Here is a 26,150-nt window from a genome sequence, read left to right as displayed (position 1 = left end):
CTCTGCCCGCCTAGGTCGATCGTAGGCGGATTGGATTGAGAAAGGGAGGGAATCAACCTTTTGTTCCCCAAGGTTCCGGTCTAAAGTCGTTAACAGCCTTCACCTCTTGGGCGAAGGGCTGGCTGTCCCAACTACCCTTAGGTTGCGTGAAACTCTCCTCTCCTTCCACTCCTTGTTCGGTCAAGCAGTCTTGCCGCAGGCTCTCCCTCGTCTGTGCAGTAGGCCTAATGGATCGCTACCTCCTCTCCGAGATGCTCCTGCCGTTTCTCGGTGGGGTGGGGGCGTTTACCACCCTGGTGATGGCCGTGAGCTCTCTGTTTGAGCTGGTGCGCCTGGTGGTGGAGGCGGGGCTATCGATTTCAGTGGCCCTGCAGGTGTTTCTGCTGCGGGCACCGGGGATCATCGTCTTGACGTTTCCCATGGCAATGTTGTTGGCGACGCTGCTGGCCTATGGGCGCCTGTCTGCCGATAGCGAGATCACGGCTCTGCGCGCCTGCGGCGTGAGCCTCTACCGCCTGGTGGTGCCGGCTGTCCTGCTCAGCTTGTTGGTAACGGCGCTAACGTTTCTGTTCAACGAGCTGGTGGTGCCGGTGAGCAATCGCCAGGCAGCCTTGACTTTAAACCGCGCTTTGAACCGGTATCCTGACTTTCGCCGCGAGAACATCCTCTACCAAGAATTTGGCGAGATCCTCACGCCGGAGCCCGATGGCAGCTTTTCCCGACGGCAAGGGCTAACCCGTCAGTTTTACGCCCGCAGCTTCGATGGCCAAGAGATGCGCGGCGTGATCGTCCTGGATGTCTCCAACGAGGCTCTCAGTCAAATTCTGCTGGCGCAGCGGGGGCGCTGGGATCCCCGGGAGAACCTCTGGGTGTTTGAGGAGGGCACCACCTACATCGTTTCGCCCGACGGCACCTACAGCAACATCGCCACTTTTTCCCGCCAGGAGCTGCGTCTGTCGCGGGCGCCGCTGGATTTGGCCCAGGAGGTTCGCAGCCCCGAGGAGATGAACATTCCAGAGCTGCGCCGCTACATTGAGGTTCTAGCCAGCTCCGGGGATCTGCAGCGGGTACGCCGCCTCCAGGTCAACCTTAGCCAGAAGTACGCCATCCCCTTTGCCTGTCTGGCCTTCACCCTGATCGGGGCCCCGCTGGGCCTACGACCCCAGCGCACCAGTTCTTCTTTGGGCTTGGGCCTCAGCGTGCTGATTATCTTTGCCTACTATGTGCTCCTGTTTGTCAGCCAGGCGCTGGGGCAGATTGGGACGCTGGGGCCAGAGGTGGCAGCCTGGCTGCCCAACTGCGTCTGCCTAGGCATAGGCGGGGCCTTGCTGTACCGCGCCAACCGCTAGGCTGGCTAGCGCAGCGGGATGAACTCGGTGCGGCCAATGATCTGTTGGCCTTGATCCGAGAGGGCGTAGTTAATGAAGTCAGCCACCACAGGACTGGTTTTTCGCGGCACCACCAAGAACACGTTGCGGGCCAGCGGGTAGCGGCCACTTTGAATGGCCTCGCGGGTGGGCATCTGGCCGTCGATGGGCACCATCCTCACCGTTTGCTGGTTCTGCACTTGATCCACGGTGCTGTAGGTGATGCCGTCTTCCCCCAGCGCCCGCAAGAGAGGAGTGGTGACGTCTTGGGTGGCGGTGGTGAAGTAAGGGGGGTTGTCGGGGGCAAAGGGCAGCCCCAGCAACACCAGCTCTTGGAAAACGCTGTAGGTGCCACTCTGGGGAGCGCGGTTGAGGACACGAATCCGCCGATCCGGACCGCCCACCTGGCTCCAGTTGGTAATCCGACCCTGGAAGATATCGGCCAATTGCTGCAGCGTCAGGCCGCCCTTGTAGGGGTTGTTGACCCCCACCGCCACCGCCAGCGCATCCTTGGCCACTGGGATGGCCTGCAAACCCGCCTGCACCTCCGTGGCGTTGAGGGGGCGGGAGCTGGCAGCAAGCTGGATGCGGCCCTCCATCAGCGCCTTCAGGCCGGCATTGGATCCATTGGGCTTGCCATCCGGGATCCCGTAGGTGATGGGGATGCCGGGGTTGCGCTGGCTGTAGCCAGACTTCAAGGCCAAGACGATGCGGACCATCGTGACGCTGCCATCCATCTGCAGCACCGCCGGGTTGGGCAGGGAAGTGTCCAGGTTAACGGAGCTGGCAGGGGGATTGGGGGCCTGCGCCTGGGGAAGGTTGGGTGCCGCTGGGGCTTGCGGCTGAGCAGTCGGGCTCCCAGAGGTGCGGTTCAACCAGGATCTAAGCAAGCCTGAGCGATGGGCATACCAGCCGCCCCCCAAGATGGCAATCAGGAGAATATAGACAATTGGCGGCGGGCCAGAAGGTCGTGTGGCCATAGAACTCCTCCTGGGGAACGGGGATGACCCTCCTCTGTTGTATCAGTTGGTTGTATCAGTTGCCCGCCTCTTTAGGGAGCAAAGTCTCTTAGCTCCCGCAACTCAATTACATCAGCGCGGGGATCTGCTTGGAGGACCTCCAACTCAATCCAGGCCCCCAGCGGCACCTGCCGCTCCAAGCGCACCGGCACGCGAAAGGCAATTTCATCCAGCATGGCCATCACCAGGTTCTCCTCCTCGCGCAGGTAGCCCAGAACCAAGGCCCGCCAAGTCTGCCCTGGTCGCTGGCGCAGGTACTCAATGCTCCAGTAGCGCTTGGACTTGCGCTCCACCTGAGCGGCCTCGGCCGTGCCTGGCTCAATGCCCAGCACCACCTGCTGCACCTCGGCTTCTGTCAAGGGCAGGGGATCCCCGCGCAAAAAGGCCTTGATCTGGTAGTGCGCCACCAGATCCAGGTAGCGGCGAATTGGGGAAGTTACCTGGCAGTAGGCATCAAGGCCCAGGCCCGCGTGCCGCTCGGGTTGCGTGGCCACCTCTGCCCGCGACAGACACCGCATGATGGCAAAGGACCTGACCGGCCCCTGGGGGTACAGCTCCAAAACTTCCGGCGGGGGCAGTTCGGGAGCAGGCTGCAGGCGGTAGGGCACTGGGATCCCATGCTGGCGGGCAAAGCGAGCGGCTACCTCGCCGGCCAGCACCATCATTTCCGCCACCATCTGCCGCGCCGGCGTATCCTCAATAACGCGCAGGTGGGGGATCTCGTCGATGACCTTGATGTCCTGCTCCGGCAGGCCAATGGGGATCGCCCCTTGCGCAAGTCGCCAGGTGTAGCGCCAGTGGGCTGCCCGAGCAATGGCTGTCAGCTGCGGCTCTGCCCCCAACTCCAGCATCTCGTCGGCATCGTCGTAGGTGAGGCGGTAGTTTACCTGGATTTGGCTAAGGCAAATTTCGTAGTCGCGCACCGCCCCGTCGCCTCCCAGGCGAATGCCAAAGCTAAGGGCAGGCCGCACCTCCCCCTGCACCAAACTCATAGGACCAGTGGACAGCTCTGGCGGGAACATCGGGATCACCCGCTCTGGCAGGTAGACACTAGTACCCCGCCGGCGGGCCTCTAGATCTAGAGGATCCCCCCACTGCACCCAACAACTGGGATCGGCAATGTGGATCCAGAGCTTCGCCTCGTCCTCCGACCAAAACTCGACGCTGAGGGCATCGTCGATGTCGCGAGTGCTGGCGTCGTCAATGGTGTAGGTGTGAAGATGAGTGAGATCCCGACGCCGATGGGACTCCAGGAAGGGAGGGGGGCCGCCCAGCAAAGTTTGGGTGTAGCGCTCCACCTCTTTGGGGAACTGGGTGGGGATCCCCGTAAGGCGCAGGGCCAGGTTCTCGTGGCGGCTCCACAGTCCCAAAGCCACCAACGCCTCAAAAGCTCCCTGGGGCGTGTCGGGGAATCCCAGGAGCCGCAGCAGGTGGGAAGCCCGCTCGCGATCCGAGGGGGTGAGGTTGTGGGAAAGATCCTCGTAGTTGCGAAGGCTATCGGGTGCTCCCTGCAAAGCTAAGCGCTCCAACAGCTCCAGACGAGCCCGTTCCGCCGGGGTCCAAGTGTACTTTTGCCCAGGCTGGGCCACCGCTGCTTTTAGGCGGGCCTCAAACTCGGCCTGCTCCTGCTGCCGCTGCTGGGCGACAGCAATTTGATGGAGAATTTCCTTGACCTGTGCCGGCGGGCGCGGCTCGTAGCCTTCTCCCTTCTCCTTAAAGTAAATGTAATCCTCGCTCAAAAGGCGGTAGGCTGCATAGGTGGAGACCGGCGAATCGTCGGAAAACAACAACTGCGCCATCTCCGACAGGCTCAGGGGCCGCCGCTCCTCCTGAACCAATTCCCAGGCCAAAGCCAAGCTCTCGGGATCCAGCTTCGCCTGAACCGCCTGCCAAAAGCTGGGGATGTCGGAAACGGTAAAGTTGGAATTGCCGTTCAGGGCAAACGTAATTTGGCGGGGGTGAACGCTGTAAACCTGCCCTGAGGGCACCTCCAACAGCAGGTTCTTTTTGCCCTCCGTGCCCTGAACTACAGCCAATAGCCGCTCGTTATTGTGGCGAAACTCTACCAGCGTACCCTTTTCCACCCTCTCTACCCAGCCAGGCTCACGCTTGCTGCTCTCAACATTCTCTCCTAGCTCTGCCTTCCTTGACTATGGGAAAAACCCGCCAAGCAAACTTACCCTAAAAGCTAGGTGGAGGCTGCTAGCTGCCAGGGATCCCAAGGCAGAGCTTGCTGAAGCCCCTCCTAGCGGGTTGAAGAAATCTACACAAGCCAGCAGAAACCATCAGGAGCAAGGTAGAATCTTGGCCGTAGATTCTGGGTCTCTCCATCTCCAAAAGTTTACCTAGCAAGTCCCGGTCATCTGGGCTTGCCAGCAACGACGAGGTCAGCCGTGAACGCCCCAAAGCGCTTACTGGTTGTTGATGACGATCCCAATCTCGTCCTCCTGGCGAAGGATTACCTGGAGTTTCGCGGCTACGAGGTGGTGGCAGCCAGCAATGGTCTGGAAGCCCTGGAGGTGATGCGCCGCTTGACTCCGGATCTCATCATCTGCGATGTGATGATGCCGGAGATGGATGGCTACACTTTTGTCCAGACCCTTCGCTCCGATAGGGCCACGGATTGGATCCCGGTCATTTTTCTCTCGGCGCGGGGGCAAACGGCAGATCGGGTGCGCGGGCTCAATACGGGGGCAGACGCCTACCTGGTCAAGCCCTTTGAACCGGAAGAGCTGGTGGCGCAGGTGGAAGCTACCCTCAAACACACGGAGCGCCTGTTGCAGATGCAAGGTGCCCCCGTTCAGCCGGTCATCCAGCTGGATCGAGAAGTTGAGCTTACTCCCACGGAAACCAAGGTGCTCCAGTACGTAGCCAGGGGCATGTCCAACCGCGAGATTGCCGAGGTGATGGGGGTGAGCCAGCGCACCATCGAAAGCCATGTCAGCAACATGCTCAGCAAAACCGGCCTGCACAATCGCACCGAGCTGGCCCGCTGGGCCATAGAAAGTGGTTTGGGCAGAGGCTAAGGGAGCTAAGGACTTGGCAGGAGCGCGGATTCTCAACTTCTCTGCGCGCGGTCTGCGGTTTTGGCGGCAAACTGTAAGGAGGTACCCGCCCTCCTGTGTCGGCTAGGGTCTAGACCTTATGGGATCTCGTCCACCGCGTCCGGCTCGGCCCATTCGCTCCGGCCACTATCCAGCCAAAGAGCTGTGTAGCCAGTGCGGCCTCTGCGATACCCGCTATGTCGCCCATGTCAAAGAGGCCTGTGCCTTTTTAAACCAGCAATTTACCCACCTGGAAGAGCAAACCCACGGGCGATCCCGAGAATCGCTGCGCTCCAAGTCAGCTGCTGTCAGCGATACTGACTACTTCGGCGTCTACGAGGCAATGTACACGGCCCGCAAGCGGGATCCGATCCCTGGCGCCCAGTGGACGGGCATTGTCAGCAGCATTGGCATGAAAGCTCTCAGCAGCGGCTTAGTGGAAGGCGTGGTGTGCGTGCAGGCGGATCCCCAGGACCGCTTTCAGCCGCGGCCTGTCTTAGCGCGTACCCCGGAAGCGGTTTTGGCAGCGCGGGTTAACAAGCCAACGCTATCGCCCAACTTGTCGGTCTTAGAGGAGGTGGAGCAAAGCGGCCTCAAGCGCCTCTTGGTCATCGGCGTAGGCTGCCAGATTCAGGCTTTGCGGGCGGTGGAGAACAAGCTGGGCCTGGAGAAGCTCTATGTGTTGGGCACGCCCTGTGTGGACAACGTCAGCCGCGCGGGGCTGCAAAAATTTTTGGAAACCACCAGTCGCTCCCCGCAGACGGTAGTGCACTACGAGTTCATGCAGGATTTCCACATCCACTTCAAACACGAAGATGGCTCGGTGGAAAAGGTGCCTTTCTTCGCTCTCAAGACCAAAGAACTCAAAGACGTGTTTGCCCCCTCCTGCCTCACCTGTTTTGACTACGTCAACAGCCTGGCAGACCTAGTGGTGGGCTACATGGGATCCCCCTTTGGCTGGCAGTGGCTGGTGGTGCGCAACTCGCGCGGGCGGGAGCTCCTGGAGCTGGTTTGGGAGGAGCTGGAAACCCAACCGGTGATCTCGCAGGGCTCGAGACGAGCGGCGGTGCAACAGGGGATCCAAGCCTATGACCAAGCCTTGGGCTTGCCCCTATGGCTGGCTCGGATCCTGGGAGCAGCCATCCAGCGCTTTGGGCCCCGCGGCCTGGAGTATGCCCGCTTTTCCATCGACTCCCACTTTGTTCGCAACTATCTCTATGTGCGCCGCCACTATCCCCACCAGCTGGAGCGGCATGTCCCTCCCTTTGCCCGGCGGATTGTGGAGCAGTATCACCTTCCGAAAGACTGAGGCTCAGCAGTAGCGGATCCCGGCCTCGGCCCAGCGGTCGATGGCCTGCCCTATGCGCTCGCAGTCGGCAATGAGGCTAATCCGCACGTAGCCCTCTCCCCCTTCTCCAAAAGCGTTGCCAGGGGTTACGACCACGCCTGTGGACTCCAAAACCCGCAGGGCAAACTCCGTCGAGCCTTCGGGGGTGCCGTCGGCGGTGCGGGGGGTGGGGATCCAGAGGTACATCGTCGCCCGCGGCGGCTCGATCTGCCAGCCCAACTCCGCCAGGCGGGCAATGAGATAGTCGCGCCGGCGGCGGTAGCGCTCTTTCACCTCCTCCAAGTAGCTATTGGGCAGGCGCAGGGCAGTTTCAGCGGCCTTTTGGATAGCTCCAAAAACGCCGTAGTCGAGGTTGGTCTTTAGGGTGCGCAGGCTCTGGATGATCTGGCGGTTGCCCACCACAAACCCTACCCGCCAGCCGGCCATGTTGTAGGTTTTGGAGAGGGTGTGGAACTCTACTGCCAGGTTCTTGGCACCGGGGATCTGCAGCAGGCTGGTGGGCCGATAGCCGTCAAAGGCCAGCTCGGCGTAGCACAGGTCGTGCACCAAGAGCAGGTCGTATCGGCAGGCAAACTCCACCACTTCTTCAAAAAAGGAGCGGGGCGCCACCGCCGTTGTCGGGTTGTTGGGGTAGTTAAAGTAGAGCAGCCGCGCTTGCTTAGCCACCTCCGGCGGGATCTCCTGCAGGTCAATGAGCCACCCTTTTTCCGGACGCAGCAGCAGCGGGTAGATCTGGCCGCCGGCAATCAGGGGGCCGCGAAAATGCGGCGGGTAGGCAGGGCTAGGCACCAGCACCAGATCCCCGGGATCCACATAGGCCAAGGCCAGGTGGGTCAGGCCCTCTTTGGATCCCAGAAGAGGCAGCACCTCGTCATTGGGATCTAGCTCCACTCCATAGCGGCGCCAGTACCACTCGGCAATGGCCTGGCGGAAGCTAGCTGTGCCCTCAAAGGGAGGGTAGCCGTGGTGGGTGGGATCGGCAATGGCCGCCTGGGCTGCTTCCACCACCGGCTGGGGGGTGGGGCCATCGGGGTTGCCCATGCCCAGATCGATCAAATCCAGCCCCTGCTGGCGGGCGCGGGCCTTGAGCTCGTCCAGCCGGGCAAAGACATAGGCAGGCAGCTTGCGCAGGCGTTGGGCAGGGGCAAGGTTCATAAAGCCACGGAATTGGGGTTAACTGCACAGCTTACCGCCAGAGCGGCTCCCAAGGCAATCTAGAGCAAGGCCAGTCTTGGGCGGCAGGAAAGCCAACGGCTAGGATAGAGATCCAGCTTTGGCTTTCTCAACAGCAGCCGTGCCCTTACCTCTAGTCGCTGTTGTGGGTCGCCCCAACGTGGGCAAGTCCAGCCTCGTCAATCGCATGGCGGGGGTACGGGCGGCCATTGTCCACGACGAGCCCGGCATAACGCGGGATCGCCTCTACCAAGAGGTGGAGTGGAATGGGCGCCGCCTGCGGGTGGTGGATACGGGCGGACTGGTCTTTGGCGACGACAGCGAATTTTTGCCCCATATTCGCCAGCAGGCCATGGCAGCGATGGCCGAAGCGCACGCGGTGATCTTCGTGGTGGATGGCCGCGAAGGGCTGACCCCCGCCGACAAAGAATTGGCCGATTGGCTGCGCAAACAACCCCTGCCAGTGGTGGTGGCCGTCAACAAGTGCGAGTCAGGGCAACTGGGCCTGGCCCAGGCGGCAGTCTTCTGGAAGCTGGGGCTGGGCGAGCCGATCCCCTGCTCTGCCCTCCACGGCAATGGCGTGGCAGAGGTGCTGGAGGCAGTGCTGCCCCATCTGCCGGAAGGGGAGGAAGCCGCAACTGAAGCAGAGCCCATTGCCGTGGCCATTGTTGGCCGGCCTAACGTGGGCAAGTCCAGCCTGCTCAACCGCCTAGTGGGATCCGAGCGGGCCATTGTCAGCCCCATCGCCGGCACCACCCGCGATGCCATCGACACCCTGGTGGAGTGGGAGGGGCAGACCTACCGCCTCATCGACACGGCCGGGATCCGCAGGAAAAGCCGGGTGGAGTACGGGGTGGAGTTTTTCAGCATCAACCGGGCCTTCAAGGCCATTCGGCGCTCAGACGTGGTGCTGCTGGTCATTGACGCCTTGGAGGGGGTAACCGAGCAGGATCAGCGGCTGGCTGGCCGCATTGAGGAAGAGGGCCGCGCCTGCATTATCGTCGTCAACAAGTGGGATGCAGTGGAAAAGGATACCTACACCATCAACGAGTACACCCGCGAGATCCGCGAGCGGCTTTACTTCATCGACTGGGCGCCCCTGTTGTTTGTTAGCGCCCTTACAGGGCAGCGCACCCACAAGATCTTCGCCGAGGTCAACACCGCGGTAGCCGCCCATCGCAAACGCATCCCCACCTCCGTGGTCAACGAAGTGCTGCAGGAAGCCCTTGCCTGGCAGTCGCCCCCCGCCAACCGCCAGGGCAGGCAGGGCAAGATCTACTACGGCACTCAGATAGCAGAGCAGCCCCCCACTTTCCTCCTTTTTGTCAACGATCCCGATCTCTTCAAAGAAAACTACCGCCGCTACCTGGAAAAACACTTCCGGCAAAACTTAGACTTTGCCGGCACTCCCCTCCGCTTTATCTGGCGCGGCAAGTCGGAGCGGCGGGTGGCCCAGGAAGTGCGCAAGCTGGAGGGATCCCTGGCCTCCCCCTAGGATTGGAGTTAGCCAAACCTCAAAAAAGCCTATGGCTGTGGATCCCAACGTCAAAACTCTAGTGGAAAACCGCCGCGCCCGCTTTGAGTATGAGATCTTGGAGACCTACGAAGCTGGGCTCCAACTCACCGGCACGGAGGTCAAGTCCATCCGAGCAGGCAAAGCCAATCTCCAAGATGCCTTTGCGCTCTTTCGCGATGGCGAGGCCTGGCTGCACAACTTGCATGTTGCCCCCCACGGGACTACCAGCAAGGAGTTCAACCACGATCCCACCCGCCGCCGCAAGCTGCTGCTGCACCGCCGTGAGATTGATCGCCTGCGGGGTTTGGTGGAGCAAAAGGGCCTGACGGTGGTTCCCCTGCGCCTGGTGCTCAACCGCGGCTGGATCAAAGCCCACCTGGGCGTGGCCCGCGGCAAAAAGCTACACGACAAGCGGCAAGCCATTAAGGAACGGGAGACGCGGCGGGAAATCCAGCGCGAGCTCAAGGGGCGCTAGGGACTGCCGGCTCTCGGTAGCTCCGATGCATCGATTGGCTGCAGGGAGACCTCTAGGCTCCAGGGAGAGGGAAAAAGCGCTCGGTGGCCTTGACCCGCTCACACCAGGCGCGGATGTTGGGGAAGGGCTTGAGGTCAAATCCGCCTTGCTCCGCCACGTGGGTATAGGTGAAGAGGGCCAGATCGGCGATGGTGTAGCGGTTGCCCACAAAGAATTCTTTCCCCTTCAGATGGCCTTCCATGATCTCCAAGGCCTCCGTGCCCAGTTTTAGGTTCTGGGCAATCAGCTCGGCGTTGGCCTCGGCCTGGCCAGTCCGCACGAGGAAGCGGGTAGTGGCAATGTAGCGAGCAATGCGGGTTTGCTCAAAAAACAGCCATTTCAAGATCTCAGCCCGCTCTAGCCGCGTTTGGCCATAGAGAGGGGTGTCTTCTGCTAGATAGACCAAGATTGCAGCCGACTCGGCCAAGACCGTGCCGTCTTCTAGCTCCAAGGCTGGGATCTGGCCCAAGGGGTTCTTGGCCAGGTACTCGGGGCGGCGGTTCTCGCCGGTGCGGGAGTTCACCTCAACCGTCTCATAGGGGATCCCCAGCTGCCTCAGAAGTAGCTCCACCTTGTAGCAATTGCCAGAGGTGGGGATCCCGTACAGTCGCAGCATGGTTCTTAGCCTTCCACGGGAAGCATTGCCATTTCCATGATTAGCCGCAACCGCCGCTCTGCTCAATCCCTACGTCTCGAGGCGGTAGCCGAAGTCGCGCAGGAGGTGCTCGGAGCGCCGCCAGTGGGGCCGCACCTTGACAAACAGCTCCAGGTACACCTTGCCAGCAATGAGCTTTTGAATCTGAAGTCGGGCAGCCTGGCCAATTTGCTTGAGCCTTTCCCCTCCCTTGCCAATGAGGATCCCTTTTTGCGAGTCCCGCTCCACGTAGAGAGTGGCCAAGACGCGGGTAACCTTGGGGGTTTCCTCCACCTGGTCGATGGTTACGGCCACCGAGTGGGGCACTTCCTCGCGGGTGTGCAGCAGCACCTGTTCCCGGATGAGCTCCGCCATGATGAATCGCTCTGGCTGATCGGTGACCAGGTTTGGCGGATAGTAGTAGGGCCCCGCAGGCAGCAGGTCAACAGTGACTTGGATAAGGGGTGGCAAGCTGCCGGGATCCAAGGCAGACACCCAAACCACCGGAGCGGCGGGCCGCAGGGCCTGGTAGCTCTCCTGGTGAGCTTGGCGCGTGGCAGCGTCTTTGAGGAGATCGGCTTTGTTGCAGACAAGGATGCAGGGAGTAGTGGCAGGGATCCGCTCGGCAATGAAAGCGTCGCCGCGACCTGCTGGCACTGAGCCATCCACCACAAAGAGAACGACGTCCACACTCCCAATGGCGGCCTGGGCGTTGTGCACCAAGATCTCCCCCAGTCGGTGGAGGGGCTTGTGGATGCCAGGAGTATCCACCCAGATGATCTGGGCTTGGGGGAGGGAGAGGATCCCGCGCAGGCGGTTGCGAGTGGTCTGGGCCACAGGGGAGGTGATGGCGATCTTTTGACCTACCAGGGCGTTCATGAGAGTGGACTTGCCCACATTGGGCCGTCCAATGAGCGCCGCAAACCCCGACTTAAACCCTGGTGGGGCCGCGGGGAGAGCAGAGGGCTCCAACCCCCTTATTTGAACGGGCTCCAGCGGGGCTGAGATCTCCTGCTCCTCAAGCGGAGGATGGCCGGCATTCTGCTGCTCTGCTGCCATGGGGAACGCTACCTCGGGTGGACGGGCAAGGACTGGTCAGCCAGCGAAGCCTCGGGGAGGGATCCCAGCTTGGCCAGGGTCGTGCCAGGGTAGTAGAAAGCGAGGATTTGGGCTGCATTCAACCCCCGCCGGGCTAGGGTGTAGGCGCCATACTGGCTCATACCCACTCCATGGCCAAAGCCGCCGCCGATAAAGCGGTAGCCCGCTAGCTCCTTGCCCTGTTTTAGGGGCTCGACGCGAAACAGGGTGCTGTAGAGGCGGGGAAAAGCTAGGCGCACCTGATCCTTGCGCAAAACCAGCGAGTGAGATCCTTGGGGTGTCTCTAGATCCACTTGCAGCGCCTGCACCCGGCCGCTGACCGAGCGCTCCAGAACCTGCAGCCCCTGGATGGTCGTCCACTCGGGGAGAGGGATCCCGAGGTACTCTTGGGCAGCCCGCAGCTGGGCGTTGAGCTCCGCCAGGGATTGGGAGAACTCCCAGCGGAAAAGGCGGGATACCCCTGCTTCATGGAAACCTTCCCGCTGCTCCAGAAAAGCCTTGAAGTCGCTCTCCTGCCGCAAATCAAAGGGCTGAGCGGGCTGGTGAGCGAGGTCAGCGCGGGGGCGCAGGTAAGGGCGCGGCTCGCCGTCCCAAACTTCTTCAAAGCCTGCCGAGATGCCGCCGTTGGAGGAAGAATACACAGCATCCACCAGCTTGCCATTGTAGGTAAGCACCAAGCCGCTGGTCTGGCGAACGGCCTCGTCCGCCCGCGGATGGGTTCCCGTCAGCCCCTTGTAGACCTGGCAGTGGGTGTTGGCACAGAGGTGGTAGTCGTCGACCTGAAAGCGGTGCAGGTTCTTGAGGGCGTAGGTGCGCGCCAGAATTGCCTGGGCGGCCATGGCGGCAAAGGGAGCTCCCGGCCCTACTTCGTGGGGCACCACCCCCCGCAGATAGGTTTCCAGCGGCACGGCGTTGACCACGGTGTAGCTGCCGTAGGCGTTAGGCTGAATGGTAATCGAGCCGGCATAGTAGCGGTCGTTTACCCGCAGATAGCCCGCGTCCGAGGTTACCTGAAGCCGGGTGCGGTGGTAGCGAAAGTGGCCATGCACCCAGCTTAGCTGGGGCTGTTGGCGCCGCTGCTGGACCTCAAGCCGCACCTGGGGGATCCCCTTGGCCTGGGCATAGCACTGAATCTGGGCCAACTGCTGAGGGGTGTAGGCGCGGCTGGCCCACACTTGCCACTCCTGCGGCTGGGCAATCTCGGTGCGGATTCCTAAAGCCTGCCAACGCTTGGCGCTGGCCTCGGCGCTCTCAAAACTTTTGTGGCTGCTGAGAACAAGGCGGTACACGGTTTCTGGAGTGGCCAAGGCGCGGTTGACGATCCCGACAGTTACGCGCGGAGTGCGCTGCCTCTGGGTGCTGCCGTCGGCCTGGGGAAATTCCAGCGTCAGTAGCGACCCGGTTGGCGCTGCCAACTCCACCTGATCCTGTTCAGAGCGACCAAACTGCTGCAGGATGCCCACCCGTAAGATCGGGTTTTGCGGGGTAGCCACCGTGGCCCAGGTTTCTCCGAGTGTGGCGCGCAACGCCAAAGCCGCAAGCAGCACACCCCAGCCGAGCGTGCCCTGGAGAGGAAGCCGCCGCTGGGTGGGGGGAGGTTGGTAACTGAGCATCGGCGCTTTATGCTGGTAACGCATCCGTTGATTCTACCTGCATCTTTTTGGCCTAACCCAGCATGGAGGCTTTTTTCTCTTCTACCCCCTCTCCTCTCTGCAAGGGATCCGGCTGGCGACTGGGCTGGGATCCCCGGCGCTCTCCTTTTGTGGCCCTTGTGGGAGGAGAAACCTGGGCGCTGGAGCTAACTCAAGAGGAGTGGCAAGCTTTTGGGCAGGGGGTGTACTGCCTGCAGCGGGATATGGAGGCCATGGCCTCCCAACTGATGGCCGAAGAGAGCCTCACCCTGGAGCAGACCTTCCCCTCGCTAACTTTGATTGCCCACGGCAGCCCCGCTGCCTGGGATCTCTACCTACAGTTGCACCAGGGCCGGCGCGGCGAGGGCTTCTGGCCAGCAGAGGCTGTCCCGGGGCTGTGCCGTGCTCTTGCCCAGTTTCGGGAGCACAGATGACCTAGCAGTTGCTAGGATTGAGAGTTGCCCTGGGACAGCGGCCCCCTTCATGTCGACAGCTTTGGATCTTCAGCTGCACGACTGCCAAGTTCATCCTCCCGACCGTCAGCCGATCACCATTGCCCTTGCCAAGGGAGCTTTGCTAGGCGATGCCATCCGCTGTCTGCAGCAGGTAGGGATCGACTTTAGCCGCTTTTTGGATCCGGCCAATCGCCTCCTGCGCATTGAATCCCCTACCCAGCTCAAGGGACAGCGCTACGCGGCGCTGCTGGTGCGCAACCAGGACGTGCCGGTGTACGTGGAGTACGGCCAGGCCCAGCTGGGGATTGTCGGCTACGATGTCCTGCGGGAGCGCTATGCCGGCAGGGAAGCGGGGGTAGCCCACCTGTTGGACCTAAAGTTTGGCTACTGCCGCATGGTGGTGGCTCTTCCCCAAGACAGCCCCTACACCTCAGCAGCCCAGTTGCCGCCCTATGCCCGGGTAGCTTCCAAGTTTGTCCGCTGTGCCCGCGAGTATTTCGACCGCCTGGATTTGCCGGTGGAGCTCATCTCCCTTGCCGGCTCAGTGGAGCTGGCTCCCCTCACGGGCATGGCTGATGCCATTGTGGACTTGGTGGCCACCGGCCGCACCCTGCGGGAAAATGGCCTGGTGGAGCGGGACTGTCTTTTCGAGAGCACAGCCCGCCTGATTGCCCATCCCACCAGCTACCGGGTCAACCAGCAGCCCATTGGTGAACTGGTGGCCCAAATTCGGGAGCGCTGGCTGGGATCTTTAGCGGTTAGCCAGCTTTAGTTCTTGCCTAGTCAAGAAACTTGGCTTGGCTTAGCAAAGAGCGGATTGCGATTGCGTACAATGGGGGCACTGGTTTATTTCCCAAGAGATTCAAAACAGGTTTTTCGAGGTTGATTATGCGGTACCGTCCCCTGCTCGCCATCCTGCTGGCGCTTTGTCTAGGCGTCTTCGCCTTTCGGGCTGAGGCAGCCAAGGCCCCTCTAACCTACGACCAGATCCGCAACACAGGCAAGGCGGCTATTTGCCCGTCGGTCTCGGACAATGCCCGCGGCCGCATTGAGGTGCCCCACGGGGAATCCCTAAAGCTGACCGATGTCTGCTTCCAGCCCGTGCAAATTGAGGTGGAAGAAGAAAAACGGAACGGGGAGAAAGAGTTTATCAAAGCCAAGAACATCATGATCTCGGCCGCTACCCTGGGGCCGATTAAAGCGGAAGTCACTGCCAAAGAGGGTGGCTTGGAGTTCAAAGTGGTGGATGGGATCACCTTCCAGCCAACCACCGGTCAGTTGCCTCGCCGCGAGCTGGTGCCCTTTTTGTTTAGCGTGAAAGACTTGGTGGCCACCGCTCAAGGGTCGGTCATCGATCCCTCAACGGACTTTGAAGGCGAGTTCTTGGTGCCCGGCTACCGTACCAGCAGCTTCCTCGACTCGCGGGGGCGGGGTTCTAGCACTGGCTACGACACGGCTGTGGGGCTGCAGGCGGCCAAGGAGGATTTTGCGGCCAACCGCAAGGTGGACGAGATTTCCCGGGGGAAAATGTCGCTGCGCATTGCTCGCGTAGATTCCAGCACTGGAGAAATCGCTGGCTCCTTTGTTAGCATTCAGCCGTCTAGTACCGAGCAAGGGGCACTGGAACCTCGCACCGTTCGCGTTCAGGGCCTGTTTTATGCCCGTCTGGCGCAGGAGTCCTAAAAAAGCCTGAGGCAGGCCATTCCAGGGCAGGGGCGGATCCCTGCCTGTTTTGGTGTTCCTGGCAAGGGCGGAGCAATTGCCAACCCGAGGAGCGCGACAGGCATGGCCAACTATGACTGGATTGTTGTCGGCGGCGGGATCACCGGAGCAGCCCTAAGCTATGAGTTGGCCCGCCAGGGGGGATCCGTTCTTCTCCTTGAGAAGGAGGCGCTGCCCGCCAGTGCCACCCGCTATAGCTACGGTGGCTTGGCTCATTGGGCTGGAAAAACTCCCCTGCTCAAAGCTCTGGGGGAAGAAGGGATCCAGCGCTACCGCACTCTCTCAGAGGAGCTGGAGGCAGATATTCACTTTCGCGAGCTAGATCTGCTCCTATTGGTTGCTCCTGGCTACTCAGTGGAAACGGTGGAGGCGGATCTAGCCGACTGTCGCATCCCACCCCAGCGGATTCCGGTGGAGACGGCCTGTGAGCTGGAGCCCCTTTTGCAGCCGGCGGCCCTGGAGGGCGTGCTCTGGGCCCAGCACGGCCACATCCACCCCTGGCTGACAACCCTGGCTTTTCGGAGGGCTTTCCAACGCCTGGGGGGATCCCTGCTTTTCCAAAGCGTAACCGGCTTGCGGCGACAAGGGCAGCGGATCACCGGCGTAGAGACGCCTACCGACTTCCACGGGGCAGCCCAGGTGGTGGTGTGCGCCGGCGGCTGGACACGGGCTTTGTTGCGTCAAGCTGGCATCTATGCCCCTATCTACTTCACCCACGCCGAATCCCTCGAGCTAGAGCCTGCGGCAGTGCGGCTGAGAACCATCGTCATGAGCGCGCCGGTGCAGCGCCTGGAGCTGGAGCGGCAGGCGGCTCACCCCGACCGGGATTCCCTCTGGGACAAGCCGGGGCAGGAGCTCTGCCCACCCATCCTGGATGTCGGGATCCTGCAATTTCTAGACGGCAGCATTCGCCTGGGCCAGATCAGTCGGGTGCTGACGGATCCTCAAGCCCAGCTGGATGCCACTAGCGGCGAAGCGCAAATCCGGGCCCAGGTGGGGCGCTACCTACCCCAAGTGGCCCACTTGCCCGGGCGCTGGTGTCACTGCTTGGTGGCCTTCAGCGGCGATCACTATCCTTTGGTGGGATCCCTACCCGGCTGGGAAGGGCTACAACTCTTTTCCGGCTTCAGCAGCCCTTTGGCCATCCTGCCGGCCTTAGCCCGCCGCTTTGCCCAGCAGGCGTATGGCCAGGCGGATGAGTGGCTCCCCAGTCTCTCGCCGGCGCGCTTCACTGCGCCCTCCCCCCCTGCCCCTTCTCTTGAGGGAGAGCGGACCCGGAACTGCTTAAGTCCACTCCTCCGCTAGCGCTGTCTCCAGCAAATCTTCCAGGTTAAGCTGCACCTGGCGCTGCAAGGCCAAGATAGCCTGATATTCCTGGTGAATGCTGGCCTGGTATTCGGCAGCTAGAGTGGTGTTGCCTTCGGAAAAGGCCTGCTCCCAGAGCTGTGTCCAGTAGCGGTAGCGCTTCTGACGAATTTCCAGCTCCATGTTGGCTAGAGCAGCCCGCACCACCAGGCGTGGACGCATCAGAGCTACGCGGGTAGTTTCGTCCTGCCAGAGCAGGTGGCTGAGGCGCTCGTTGAGGGCGTCGTCCTGGGCGCAGAGAGTGCGCAGGGCGGTCAAAAGACCCTCCTCCTCGTCTTCCAGCTCCGGCTGAGCCGAGACCAGCTCCAAGATCCGCTGCCACAGCTCCCGGTGAGGACGGAAACTGAATTGCAGCTCCCGCTCCATCAAGGTCTGGCGGATCTCGCGGCGGTACTCGGCAAAGTGCAAGTAGATCTGCAGAAGATGGGACTCGGACTGCAAGAGTTTGGATCCCCGGTCGGCAGCAGGTTGTTGGGGTTTTGACCAGCGGTACTGGCGCACGGCACGTCGCAGATCCTCTTCCAGATTGCGGCTGAGGCGAGCGTTGCCCCGGCTGAGCAATTCCGCCACTTTGTGGATATACAAGGAGCGCCATTGTCCACCTAGACCGGCCAGCAGTTGCACCAGCGCTTGATAGGCCTGTTGGAAATCGGCGGCCTGCCTGAGATCCCGACCGGCCAGCACCTGTTCAATCCGCCAGTCCAGCCATAGGGGAGCCTGAGCCAGCAAGGCCTCTAGTTGGGAAGCCGGGTGCTGCCGCAGGAATTCGTCGGCATCCTTCCCAGCAGGAAGGGTGAGGATGCGCAGCTCGATTTCCCCCCGCCGCGCCTGCTCCTCAACGGCTTGAACAGCCCGCAGGGCGGCATTCAACCCAGCGCCGTCGGCGTCGAAGTTGAGGATGACCCGCTTGGACGGCGTGTAGCGCAGCAGAGCCTTGACCTGGTGCGGCGTCAGGGCCGTGCCCATGGCGGCTACCGCATAGGCAATGCCGGCTTGGTGCAGGGCGATCACATCAAAGTACCCTTCCACGACCAAAACTTGGTCGGCTTTGGCGATGGCCTCGCGGGCAAAGTTGAGGCCATAGACCACCTGGCTCTTGTTGAAAAGCTCCGTTTCTGGGGAGTTGAGGTACTTGGGCTGCTCCTCTCCTAAAGCCCTGCCGGCAAAGCCGATGACCCGCCCCTGCAGGTCAAAAATGGGCAGCATGATGCGGTTGCGGAAGCGGTCGTAGTGGCCTCCTCCCTGGCGCGGCACCAGCAGGCCGGCTTCTTCTAGAAGCTTGACCGGCTGGCGCTTCTGGTTAACCAGGTACTCGTAGAGCGACTGCCATCCGGAGGGAGCAAAGCCGATTTGAAACTGTTGCCAAGTCTCTTCGCTCAAGCGGCGGCTATGCAGATACTCCCTAGCCGCCGATCCCACCGGGGAGTGGAGGGCGTGCCGGTAGAAGTCGGCGGCCATGGCTAAAATCTCCAGCAGCTTTTCCTGACGCGAGACCTGGCGTTCGTAGTCTGGGGAGAAGGATCCCTTGGGCTCAGGCACATGGTAGCGGCGGGCTAGCCAGCGCACGGCTTCGGCAAAGGAAAGGCGCTCGGTCTCCATAACAAAGCGGATGACATCTCCCCCGGCGCCACAGGCGAAGCACTTGTAGATCTGCTTGCTGGGGCTGACGTGAAAGCTGGGCTTGTGGTCGTCATGGAAAGGGCAGAGGCCGACAAAGTTTTGCCCCCGCTGGCGCAGCACCACTTTTTCGGCCACCACCTCAACGATGTCGGCCTTCTGGCGCACTAACTGGATGAACTCCGGCGGCAGACTGCTCATGGCCCTAGGGATCCTCCACCCCATGGTAGCTGGGGGGACTCGACAGGCTGTCTTTTGACGTGGCCTGACCCGCTAGAGATAATGGTCTAGCTTCAAAAACTAGATTTTTCCATGAACAGTCTTTTGCAAATTGTTGAGAGGAAAATGCGGATCGTCAAACTCTTCTTGCTGCTTTTGCTTGTCGGTGCCGCTGTCTTTTGGAGCCCGCAAGTGGCTTCTGCTGAGCCGGATTTGGCTTTAGGGGCCAAGGTCTTTCAGGCCAAGTGTGTGGGCTGCCACTTGAACGGGCGCAACTCGATAGTGCCGGCTAAAAATCTCTCCCTGGCTGCCCTGCACGAGTACCACGTGGATACGCTGGAGCTAATCCAAGCCCAGGTGCGCAACGGCAAAGGGGCCATGCCTGCTTTTGGCAAGCTCCTCAAGCCAGAAGAGATCGAGGCGGTGGCCGCCTACGTCTTGGATCGCGCTGAGCACAACTGGAGTAAGGGCTAATGGCCCAGGACGAAGTGGCCGTGGCACCTCAGGCGCTGCAGGAGCAGGGCCGTCAAGTTCAGGGATCCCGCCGCCAGCTTCTCTCAGTGGGCATAGGGGCCCATGGGCTGGTGGCGGTGGGCATTTCTGCCCATGGGGTGGTAGCCATCGGCGTGGTCACCCACGGCATCCTCTCCATTGGCCTAGTAGCCATGGGCGCTCTCTCCTTTGGGCTGGTGTCCATGGGCTTGGCCAGCGCCGGCCTGGTGTCCATGGGTCTCTCCAGTTGGGGCCAGCACAGCATGAGCCTGATGGAATCCCACGGATCCCATCGCCATCCCTGAAGAAATTGGAAAACTAAAGAAATTGGAAAAAAAGGAGATTGGAAATGGGTCTGCAAAGTTACTTAGCTCTAGCCAGAAAATCTCTGCTGGCTTTGGGTATGAGCTTTCTGCCTCTTTCTTCTGCCTGGGCTCATGTTACCGTCCATCCCCAAGAAGCCCCGGCAGGCAGCTACACCAAGCTCACCTTTCGCGTGCCTCACGGATGTGATGGCTCCCCAACCAAGCGCTTGCGGGTGCAGATCCCAGAGGGATTTGTTTCCGTGAAGCCGATGGTGCACCCTCTGTGGAAAATCGAGACGGTCAAAAGGCCGCTGAAGACCCCATACGAGTCCCATGGGAAGATGATCACCGAAACGGTTGCCGAAGTGATCTGGAGTGGCGGCTCGCTGCCCGATGGCCTCATGGATGAGTTCAGCATCAGCGCCAAGCTGCCGGATCGGCCCGGCGAGGTCATCCCCATCCCGGTGATCCAGGAGTGCGAAAAAGGCATGCACCGCTGGATCCAGGTGGCGCAGCCGGGCGAGGATCCTAAGAGCTTGCCGGAGCCGGCCCCGCTGCTGAAGCTGACGGGTGGAGGTAGTGGACAGGGTCATGGTCACGGCAGCCGCTAGGCGGCCTGCTGGGCAGGATGTCTCGCCCTAGAAGGGTTTTTGCCTGGATTTGGGCTGGGATCCTCGGCCTCTTGCTGTGGACGGCTGGGATCCCGCCCGCTTTCGCCCATGCCAGCTTGCTCTCCACTTTCCCGGAAGATGGAGCGGTGCTCCAGGAAGCGCCGACGCAAGTGCGGCTGGTTTTCGATGAGCCGGTGCAGCTTACGCAGCTCCAGGTTTTGGACGGAAATGGACAGGTATTGCCCCTGGAAAACCTGGTGAGCAGAGGCGAGGCACCTCAGGGGGATTTGCCCCGGGGGATCCCAGCGGGGGTTTACCTTGTCAGTTGGCGGGCCATTTCCGCTGATTCCCATCCGGTGAGTGGCTCGTTTGTCTTCCAGGTGGGGACTGCAGATCCAGAGCTGGTTCAAGCGGTGAGGGCGGCCCACCTCCGAAGAAGGGATCCCCTATATTGGCCGCTGGTAGGTGTGCGCTGGGGGATCTACCTGGGCAGCCTCTTTGTGGTGGGGGTGTTGGGCTGGTGGCGGCTGTTGCAGGGGCGTTCGAGCGTTTTGGGGGCAGATGGAATAGAGCTCTCTGTTCGCGCCAGCGGGACGGAGTCCTTTAAGGCCTGGGCTTTCGTGGCAGCTTGGCTCACCCTGAGTTTGACTCTGGTGGCCTTCGGTTTGCACTTGGCCCAGCTTTACCCCCACCTCAATGGGCAAAAGCTGCTGAGTGTGATGCTTTCTCCCTACGGCTGGGGTACGGCACTGCGGCTAGTGGGGCTAGGAGTTCTGATCTGGGCCTGCGAGGGAGGTGCCGCCTGGGCCAGCAGTGTGGGCTCGGTGTTGGTCATTGGATCGTTTCTGCCCATTGGCCATGCCCTCACGAGCGAGTATCCGGCAGGAACGATGGCGCTGCTGGGGCTACATCTAGCCGGCTCGGCTTTTTGGCTAGGGGGGCTATGGGGGCTGGAGCGCCTGCTGAGCAGGGAGGCTCCTCCCTACCCATCTGTAGGCATTATCCAACGGTTTTCTGACGTAGCCACCTGGGCAGTGCCGGGGCTTATCCTAGCGGGGGTGGGAATGGCTGGGATTCACGGCGGCTGGGACTGGGATCATCCCTATGGGCGATACCTTTGGACCAAGCTGCTGATAGTGCTAGTGATGGTGGGGCTGGGCGCCCACAACAAGTTTCGGCTGGTGCCAGCATTACGGCAGGGTGGGCAGGCGGTGGGCCGGTTGCTACGCCAGATCGTCCGCCTGGAGCTGGTGGGACTGATCCTGGTGCTGGCCCTGACCAGTTTTTTGGTAGCTCAAGCTCCGCCTGGACAGGAGAGGAGCTCCCCTGCAGAGCCGTCTTGCCAAGAGGAATTGAGCTGGCCAGAAGGCAGCCTCTCCCTGCGGATCTTGCCCTGTCGACCCGGCAACAACCGGGTTCAAGTGGAGGTTAAAAAGATCCCGGCCCAGGAGCTGAACCTGGCCTTTTCCCTGCCCGAACGCGGGATCCCACCTCTGCGCCGACAACTGCTGCCGAAGAAGCCCGGCCAGTTTGCGGTTGAGAATGTGCCCCTGACATTAGGGGGAGAATGGCAGATTGAGGTGCGACTCTTGATCAGCGACTTTGAGGAGCGGCGTGGGCACATCAGAGTTGTCCTGTAGGGGGGAGTGGAGGGATCCCTGCCACTGCTTCCAGAAGCCGTCCATCGTAGTCCTGCAGCTGGAGAGCCGTTTGGAAGTCCTGGCAAGCTCCCTGCCAATCGCCGAGGGCAAGACGGGCCAGGGCGCGATTGAGGTAAAGCTTGAAGTGGGCGGGATCCAGAGCGAGGGCTTGGGTGTAATCCTGGAGGGCCGCTGCAAAATCTCCCTGTTGGGCATGGGCCCAGCCGCGGTTGTTCAGGGCCAAGAGGCGCTCCTGGGGCTCTAGCTCCAGTTGCAGCAGTTGCGTGTAGTCGGCCAGCGCTTTGTCGGTCTCCCCCCTTTGATCCCACAGCAGGGCCCGCCAGAAGAGAGCCTGACGCTCCTGGGGGTTCAGGAGCAGGGCCTGGGTGTAGTCGGCAATGGCCTGCTCCGGCCGGTTGGCCTGGCGGTGCAGATCCCCCCGCTGACAGTAGGCCAGGGCGGCATCAGCTAGCCCCCAGTCGCGGTTGCAGCTCAAAGCCTGGTCGAGATCGGCTAGCGCCGCCTCTTGGTTGCCCAAAGCCAGATGTACCGCCGCCCGCAGGGCAAATCCCTGAGACGCCTGCGGCTGCTTTTGGATTAGGGCAGTGAAATCCGCCAGGGCCCCTTGCCAGTCCCCCAGCCGTTGCCGCGCCATGCCCCGGCGCAGATGGGCACTGGCTAGCAGCTCTGGTTCAGCTTGGGCTGCCGCCTGCAGCGCCTGGGAGAAATCCGCACAGGCTGCCGGCCAATCTTCTCGGTCGAAATGGGCCTGGCCACGGTGGAAATAGAGCTGCAGGTTGTTCGGATCCCGCTCCAGGGCAGCCGTGTAGTCCTGCAGGGCCGCCAAGGGATCCCCCAAAAGCCTGTGGACCTGCCCGCGGCTGCTGTAGGCCCTGGCATCGCTGGGATCCAAAGCAATGGCCTGGTTCAAGTCGGCAAGAGCCGCTTCCAGCTGGCCCAGATCCAGATGAGCAATCCCACGGTTGAGGTAGACCTTGGTCAGCTGGGGATCCAACTCCAGGGCGCGGTTGAAGTCGGCTAAGGCGCCTGCCGGATCTCTCAACTCCTGGCGGGCCAGCCCTCGGTAGAAATAGGCCGGCGCCAGCTCCGGGTTAAGGCGGAGCGCCTGTTCGCAGTCAGCCAGCGCTGCCTCCAGGGCGTTGTTGCCCAGGTAGGCTATAGCCCGCTGCAGATAGAGCTCCGCCTGCGCTGCCACCCCTGCCTCAGAGGCCCCAGCAGGCTGCAGTGCAATGGCTTGGGAAAAATCCTCGATGGCCCCCTGGGGATCCCCCAAAGCTTGGCGGGCTAGGCCGCGGTGGTAGTAGGCCTTAGAGTGGGCGGGATCCCGCTGCAGCGCCTGGGTGTAGTCTTCAATCGCTCCCTGAAAGTCCAGCAACTGCGCCCGCGCCACGCCCCGGTTGAAATAGGCTTCCACATCCTGGGGATCTCGTTGGATGACCTCGGAAAAATCGGCCACAGCCCCTTGCGCATCTCCCAGATGGCCGCGCACCACGCCGCGGTTGAAATAAGCCCGTACTTCCTCGGGATTGAGCTCAAGGGCGCGGGAATAGTCCTCGATGGCCTTTTGGTTTTGCTCGAGCTGCCGGTAGGCGTTGCCGCGGTTGTAGTAGGCCACGGCCCAGTTGGGGTTGAGGTGGAGAGCGTGGGTGTAATCGGCAACTGCCCCCTCATAGTCCCCCAGCCGGTAGCGGGCGATGCCGCGGTTGACATAGGCACGGGCATCCCCTGTCAGTTGAATGGCCTGGGTGAAGTCCTCCACAGCTCCTGCCCAGTCGCCACTTTTGTAGCGGGCACTGCCCCGCTGGCTATAGGCGCGGCCATTCTGGGGATCCAGTTGGATGGCCAACGTGTAGTCGGCAATCGCCCCCTGCAGATCCCCTTGGCGAGCTTTTTCCTGGCCGCGGGTTACCAAGCGCATCGCCAAGAGCTGATCCACCGAAAGCTGGGAAAGAGCAGGCGCTACACCTTCGGTGGGGGTAGGCAGGAGAGGCCGCAGCGCCTCCATCACCTCAGCCGCCGATTGAAAGCGCTCCTGCCAGCGGGGACAGACCATGCGATCCAGAATCTCCGCTAGGGCATCGCTAACCGGCACCAGATCCCGCCAGAGGAGCTGGCCAGTACACGGATCGTCTGGGATCTTGGTGGGGGGACGGCCAGTGAGCGCCTGAATGGCCAGCACCCCAACCGAATAGATATCGCTGCAGGGCTGGGGCTTGCCGTTGAGCTGTTCCGGGGCCATGTAGCCCACTGAGCCAATCACCGTCGCCAACTGGGTTTGGCCAGGGGCAGGGCTGCCTAGTCGTCCCACCTCCTTCACCGCCCCAAAGTCAATCAACACCAGCTTGCCATCGGCGTCGCGGCGCATCAGGTTGGCTGGCTTGATGTCCCGATGCACGATTTGACGGGCATGGACGTAGTGGAGGATCTCCAGAATCTCCCACAGCAGTTTGACGACCTCCGCCTCGCTTAGAGGCTGGCCAGCCACCAGCTCTTGGCCGAGATCGTGCCCAGCAATGAACTCCTCAGCCAGGTAGAACTCCTGATCCTGCTCGAAGTGGGCCAAGAGGCGGGGCACCCGGTCGTAGTTGTTGAGCCGGTTGAGAACCTTGGCTTCCCGCTCGAACAGCTTGCGGGCTGTGGCCAGGGTGTAGGGATCGGTGGAGAGGGGGCGCAGGCGCTTGACCACGCAGGGAGTATTGAAAGTGTCGCGATCCACCGCTTTGTAGGTAACCCCAAAGCCCCCCTGCCCCAAAAGGCCGAGGATTTCGTAGCGTCCCCGCAGAAGGGTTCCCGGCTTAACCTTGTCTTCCATAGCCCAGCTTGCCCCGCTGTGACCTTGGTCACAGCAAGCTGGCTCGATTCTGCCACAAGCTGCTCCCCTGCGGCGAGCTTGCCCCTAGTCCTGCACGTACTCTTCGCCGGAGATGAGGGCCGCCTCTGCCTTCTGGAACTCCCGCCCCAGGTAGGCAGCGTGGCTAAGCTGGGAGACTACCTTCTCGCTTTCCTTTTCAAAGATCTGGACACACAACTCTTTGGCCGTCCGCCCAACGTACACCCGCTGCGGCGGGCGATTGACTGGCCCTCGCGCTGGGATCACCGCTCCAGTCTCCGGGTCAGTGGCCAGCCCCCGTTCATTGATCACGGTGCTGTAGTACTTGGCGCAAATGAGCTGCTGCTGTCGATCCACATAGATGACAAAGTAGCCTGCCGGGTCTAGCTCCAGGGGCCGGCGGGAAAGCTGGTCATCAATGCGGCGCACCTGCTCCCGCAGAGACTCAGAGGAAAAAGACGACATAGTAAAGTTGCCAAGAAGCTAGCAAAACGGGTGCCAAAAACGTAGCCAAGACTACCTTCATTATCCCTATTGTGGCCGAGGAATGGGATCCCTTGCTTCAGGAGGAGTCTTAGGGTTTGCCAGTGCTTTTTCAAGCATTGGCAGTTACTTAAAGCCTTGGCAAACTCAGCGAAAAGGCGGATGCTTGCAGGTGGAAGGTGAAATTACCGTGGAAGCAGTGAGCGAGCGACAGTCTTTGCCAAAATGCACTCGGCTGAAGCTGAGAGGCTTGGGGGGGTTGGGATCCCTGAGGTAACCCCTCCAACGGAGAAAGGGGGAGCTGGTCACCTCCTCATCGTGGGCAATCAGCGCGACAGCCGCCTGTTGCTGAGGAAATTGCTGGAGAGCAGTAGCTACCAGGTCAGCGAGGCGGAAAACGGCCAGCAGGCCCTGCAAATGGTGCAAACCCTGCAGCCGGATCTGATTTTGTTGGATGTAAGGATGCCGGGGCTCGACGGATTTGAGGTCTGTCGGCGCATCAAGGCCAATGGGGAGACGCGCTTGATCCCGGTGGTGCTGATGACAGCGGCTAGCGACCGCGAAAATCGCCTGCGGGGCATTGAGGCGGGGGCCGATGATTTTCTCGGCAAGCCCTTTGACGAGGCGGAATTGCTGGCGCGGGTGCGTTCCCTCGTTCACCAGAAGCATTTGAACGAAGACTTGGATCATGCCGCCCAGGCTTTGTTTGCCATTGCCCGCATTGTGGAAAGCCGGGATCCCATCACTGGGGATCACTGTGAGCGTCTGGCACAACTGGCCAAAAGCTTTGGCGAGTTTCTCCAGCTACCCCGTCCTCTAGTCAAGGTGCTGACCTGGGGAGGCTACCTGCACGATATCGGCAAAGTGGGTATACCTGATGCGATTTTGGGCAAAACGGGCAAGCATACGCCGGAAGAGTGGGAGGTGATGAAATCCCATGTCTTGATTGGAGAGGAGATCTGCCGCCCGCTGCGCACCCTGAGAGATGTGCTGCCCCTCATCCGCCACCACCACGAGCGCTGGGATGGCAGCGGCTATCCCGATGG

Annotated in this window: 23 protein-coding genes; 14 read left to right on the top strand and 9 right to left on the bottom strand. The window is 61.5% G+C overall.

Annotated elements, in window-relative coordinates; translation table 11 throughout:
* Positions 1 to 227: 227 nt before the first annotated feature.
* A complete protein-coding gene (locus tag NW860_RS10700) occupies positions 228 to 1,349 on the top strand; it encodes an LptF/LptG family permease (RefSeq protein ID WP_414514123.1) in 1,122 nt (373 codons plus the stop codon).
* A 5-nt stretch (positions 1,350 to 1,354) separates the two neighbouring features.
* Here NW860_RS10700 and NW860_RS10695 read toward each other — a convergent pair whose 3' ends face one another.
* Positions 1,355 to 2,347 carry a phosphate ABC transporter substrate-binding protein gene (locus NW860_RS10695; protein WP_414514121.1) on the bottom strand — a complete coding sequence of 331 codons (993 nt, stop codon included), beginning with the start codon at positions 2,345 to 2,347 and terminating at the stop codon, positions 1,355 to 1,357.
* A 71-nt stretch (positions 2,348 to 2,418) separates the two neighbouring features.
* On the bottom strand, positions 2,419 to 4,470 hold the full coding sequence (locus NW860_RS10690) for a ribonuclease catalytic domain-containing protein (RefSeq protein WP_414411503.1): 2,052 nt from the start codon (positions 4,468 to 4,470) through the stop codon (positions 2,419 to 2,421).
* Positions 4,471 to 4,779: 309 nt separating this feature from the next.
* Between NW860_RS10690 and NW860_RS10685 the strand changes: the two genes are divergently transcribed.
* Both NW860_RS10685 and NW860_RS10680 read left to right on the top strand, forming a co-directional pair.
* A complete protein-coding gene (locus NW860_RS10685; RefSeq protein ID WP_414514119.1) occupies positions 4,780 to 5,412 on the top strand; it encodes a response regulator transcription factor in 633 nt (210 codons plus the stop codon).
* 118 nt (positions 5,413 to 5,530) lie between these two features.
* Positions 5,531 to 6,739 (top strand): Coenzyme F420 hydrogenase/dehydrogenase, beta subunit C-terminal domain, encoded by a 1,209-nt coding sequence (locus tag NW860_RS10680; protein WP_414514117.1) that lies wholly within the window; start codon positions 5,531 to 5,533, stop codon positions 6,737 to 6,739.
* A gap of 3 nt (positions 6,740 to 6,742) precedes the next feature.
* On the opposite strand, the gene NW860_RS10675 is transcribed toward NW860_RS10680, so the two are convergent.
* A complete protein-coding gene (locus NW860_RS10675; RefSeq protein ID WP_414514115.1) occupies positions 6,743 to 7,933 on the bottom strand; it encodes an aspartate aminotransferase in 1,191 nt (396 codons plus the stop codon).
* A 139-nt stretch (positions 7,934 to 8,072) separates the two neighbouring features.
* Here NW860_RS10675 and der point away from each other — a divergent pair, with 139 nt between their 5' ends.
* Both der and smpB read left to right on the top strand, forming a co-directional pair.
* Positions 8,073 to 9,446: a ribosome biogenesis GTPase Der gene (gene der / locus NW860_RS10670; protein ID WP_414514113.1), complete on the top strand. Its 1,374-nt coding sequence runs from the start codon at positions 8,073 to 8,075 to the stop codon at positions 9,444 to 9,446.
* Between the two features lie 31 nt (positions 9,447 to 9,477).
* Positions 9,478 to 9,942, top strand: a complete 465-nt coding sequence (gene smpB, locus NW860_RS10665; RefSeq protein WP_414393409.1) for an SsrA-binding protein SmpB — start codon at positions 9,478 to 9,480, stop codon at positions 9,940 to 9,942.
* Positions 9,943 to 9,994: 52 nt separating this feature from the next.
* Here smpB and NW860_RS10660 read toward each other — a convergent pair whose 3' ends face one another.
* The 3 genes from NW860_RS10660 to NW860_RS10650 all read right to left on the bottom strand — a co-directional run bounded on the left by NW860_RS10660 (position 9,995) and on the right by NW860_RS10650 (position 13,326).
* Positions 9,995 to 10,597: a glutathione S-transferase family protein gene (locus NW860_RS10660; protein WP_414393407.1), complete on the bottom strand. Its 603-nt coding sequence runs from the start codon at positions 10,595 to 10,597 to the stop codon at positions 9,995 to 9,997.
* 69 nt (positions 10,598 to 10,666) lie between these two features.
* Positions 10,667 to 11,674 carry a GTPase Era gene (era, locus tag NW860_RS10655; protein WP_414393405.1) on the bottom strand — a complete coding sequence of 336 codons (1,008 nt, stop codon included), beginning with the start codon at positions 11,672 to 11,674 and terminating at the stop codon, positions 10,667 to 10,669.
* 8 nt (positions 11,675 to 11,682) lie between these two features.
* Positions 11,683 to 13,326 (bottom strand): SpoIID/LytB domain-containing protein, encoded by a 1,644-nt coding sequence (locus NW860_RS10650; protein WP_414514110.1) that lies wholly within the window; start codon positions 13,324 to 13,326, stop codon positions 11,683 to 11,685.
* A 62-nt stretch (positions 13,327 to 13,388) separates the two neighbouring features.
* Here NW860_RS10650 and NW860_RS10645 point away from each other — a divergent pair, with 62 nt between their 5' ends.
* The 4 genes from NW860_RS10645 to NW860_RS10630 all read left to right on the top strand — a co-directional run bounded on the left by NW860_RS10645 (position 13,389) and on the right by NW860_RS10630 (position 16,826).
* A complete protein-coding gene (locus tag NW860_RS10645; RefSeq protein WP_414393402.1) occupies positions 13,389 to 13,778 on the top strand; it encodes a DUF1818 family protein in 390 nt (129 codons plus the stop codon).
* Between the two features lie 49 nt (positions 13,779 to 13,827).
* A complete protein-coding gene (gene hisG / locus NW860_RS10640; protein WP_414514108.1) occupies positions 13,828 to 14,571 on the top strand; it encodes an ATP phosphoribosyltransferase in 744 nt (247 codons plus the stop codon).
* A gap of 116 nt (positions 14,572 to 14,687) precedes the next feature.
* Entirely contained in the window at positions 14,688 to 15,482 is a 795-nt protein-coding gene (locus NW860_RS10635; RefSeq protein WP_414514106.1) for a photosystem II manganese-stabilizing polypeptide, read from the top strand.
* 102 nt (positions 15,483 to 15,584) lie between these two features.
* The gene (locus NW860_RS10630; RefSeq protein WP_414514104.1) at positions 15,585 to 16,826 is read left to right on the top strand and encodes an NAD(P)/FAD-dependent oxidoreductase; all 1,242 of its coding nucleotides are present in this window, start codon (positions 15,585 to 15,587) and stop codon (positions 16,824 to 16,826) included.
* On the opposite strand, the gene dnaG is transcribed toward NW860_RS10630, so the two are convergent.
* The gene (gene dnaG / locus NW860_RS10625) at positions 16,806 to 18,704 is read right to left on the bottom strand and encodes a DNA primase (protein WP_414514102.1); all 1,899 of its coding nucleotides are present in this window, start codon (positions 18,702 to 18,704) and stop codon (positions 16,806 to 16,808) included. The two genes, NW860_RS10630 and dnaG, sit on opposite strands and share 21 nt — an antisense overlap.
* Positions 18,705 to 18,848: 144 nt before the next feature.
* Here dnaG and NW860_RS10620 point away from each other — a divergent pair, with 144 nt between their 5' ends.
* From NW860_RS10620 to NW860_RS10605, 4 genes are all read left to right on the top strand, one after another.
* The gene (locus NW860_RS10620) at positions 18,849 to 19,196 is read left to right on the top strand and encodes a c-type cytochrome (protein ID WP_414393791.1); all 348 of its coding nucleotides are present in this window, start codon (positions 18,849 to 18,851) and stop codon (positions 19,194 to 19,196) included.
* Positions 19,196 to 19,519 (top strand): hypothetical protein, encoded by a 324-nt coding sequence (locus tag NW860_RS10615; RefSeq protein WP_414514100.1) that lies wholly within the window; start codon positions 19,196 to 19,198, stop codon positions 19,517 to 19,519. Before NW860_RS10620 ends, NW860_RS10615 begins: the two co-directional genes overlap by 1 nt.
* A 98-nt stretch (positions 19,520 to 19,617) precedes the next feature.
* A complete protein-coding gene (locus NW860_RS10610; RefSeq protein WP_414514098.1) occupies positions 19,618 to 20,130 on the top strand; it encodes a YcnI family protein in 513 nt (170 codons plus the stop codon).
* Between the two features lie 17 nt (positions 20,131 to 20,147).
* Positions 20,148 to 21,770 (top strand): copper resistance CopC/CopD family protein, encoded by a 1,623-nt coding sequence (locus NW860_RS10605; protein ID WP_414514096.1) that lies wholly within the window; start codon positions 20,148 to 20,150, stop codon positions 21,768 to 21,770.
* Here the strand turns inward: NW860_RS10605 and NW860_RS10600 are convergent.
* Together NW860_RS10600 and NW860_RS10595 are read right to left on the bottom strand one after the other, a co-directional pair.
* Entirely contained in the window at positions 21,754 to 24,603 is a 2,850-nt protein-coding gene (locus tag NW860_RS10600) for a tetratricopeptide repeat protein (protein WP_414514094.1), read from the bottom strand. The two genes, NW860_RS10605 and NW860_RS10600, sit on opposite strands and share 17 nt — an antisense overlap.
* Before the next feature lie 84 nt (positions 24,604 to 24,687).
* A complete protein-coding gene (locus NW860_RS10595) occupies positions 24,688 to 25,086 on the bottom strand; it encodes a DUF4346 domain-containing protein (protein WP_414405420.1) in 399 nt (132 codons plus the stop codon).
* Between the two features lie 243 nt (positions 25,087 to 25,329).
* Here NW860_RS10595 and NW860_RS10590 point away from each other — a divergent pair.
* Positions 25,330 to 26,150: two-component system response regulator (locus NW860_RS10590; protein WP_414514092.1), on the top strand; the 821-nt coding region annotated here is incomplete at its 3' end.

It is taken from the genome of Synechococcus sp. F70.1, assembly GCF_047502745.1.
Lineage (GTDB): Bacteria > Cyanobacteriota > Cyanobacteriia > Thermostichales > Thermostichaceae > Thermostichus.
This window is presented reverse-complemented; position numbering and strand designations above follow the sequence as displayed.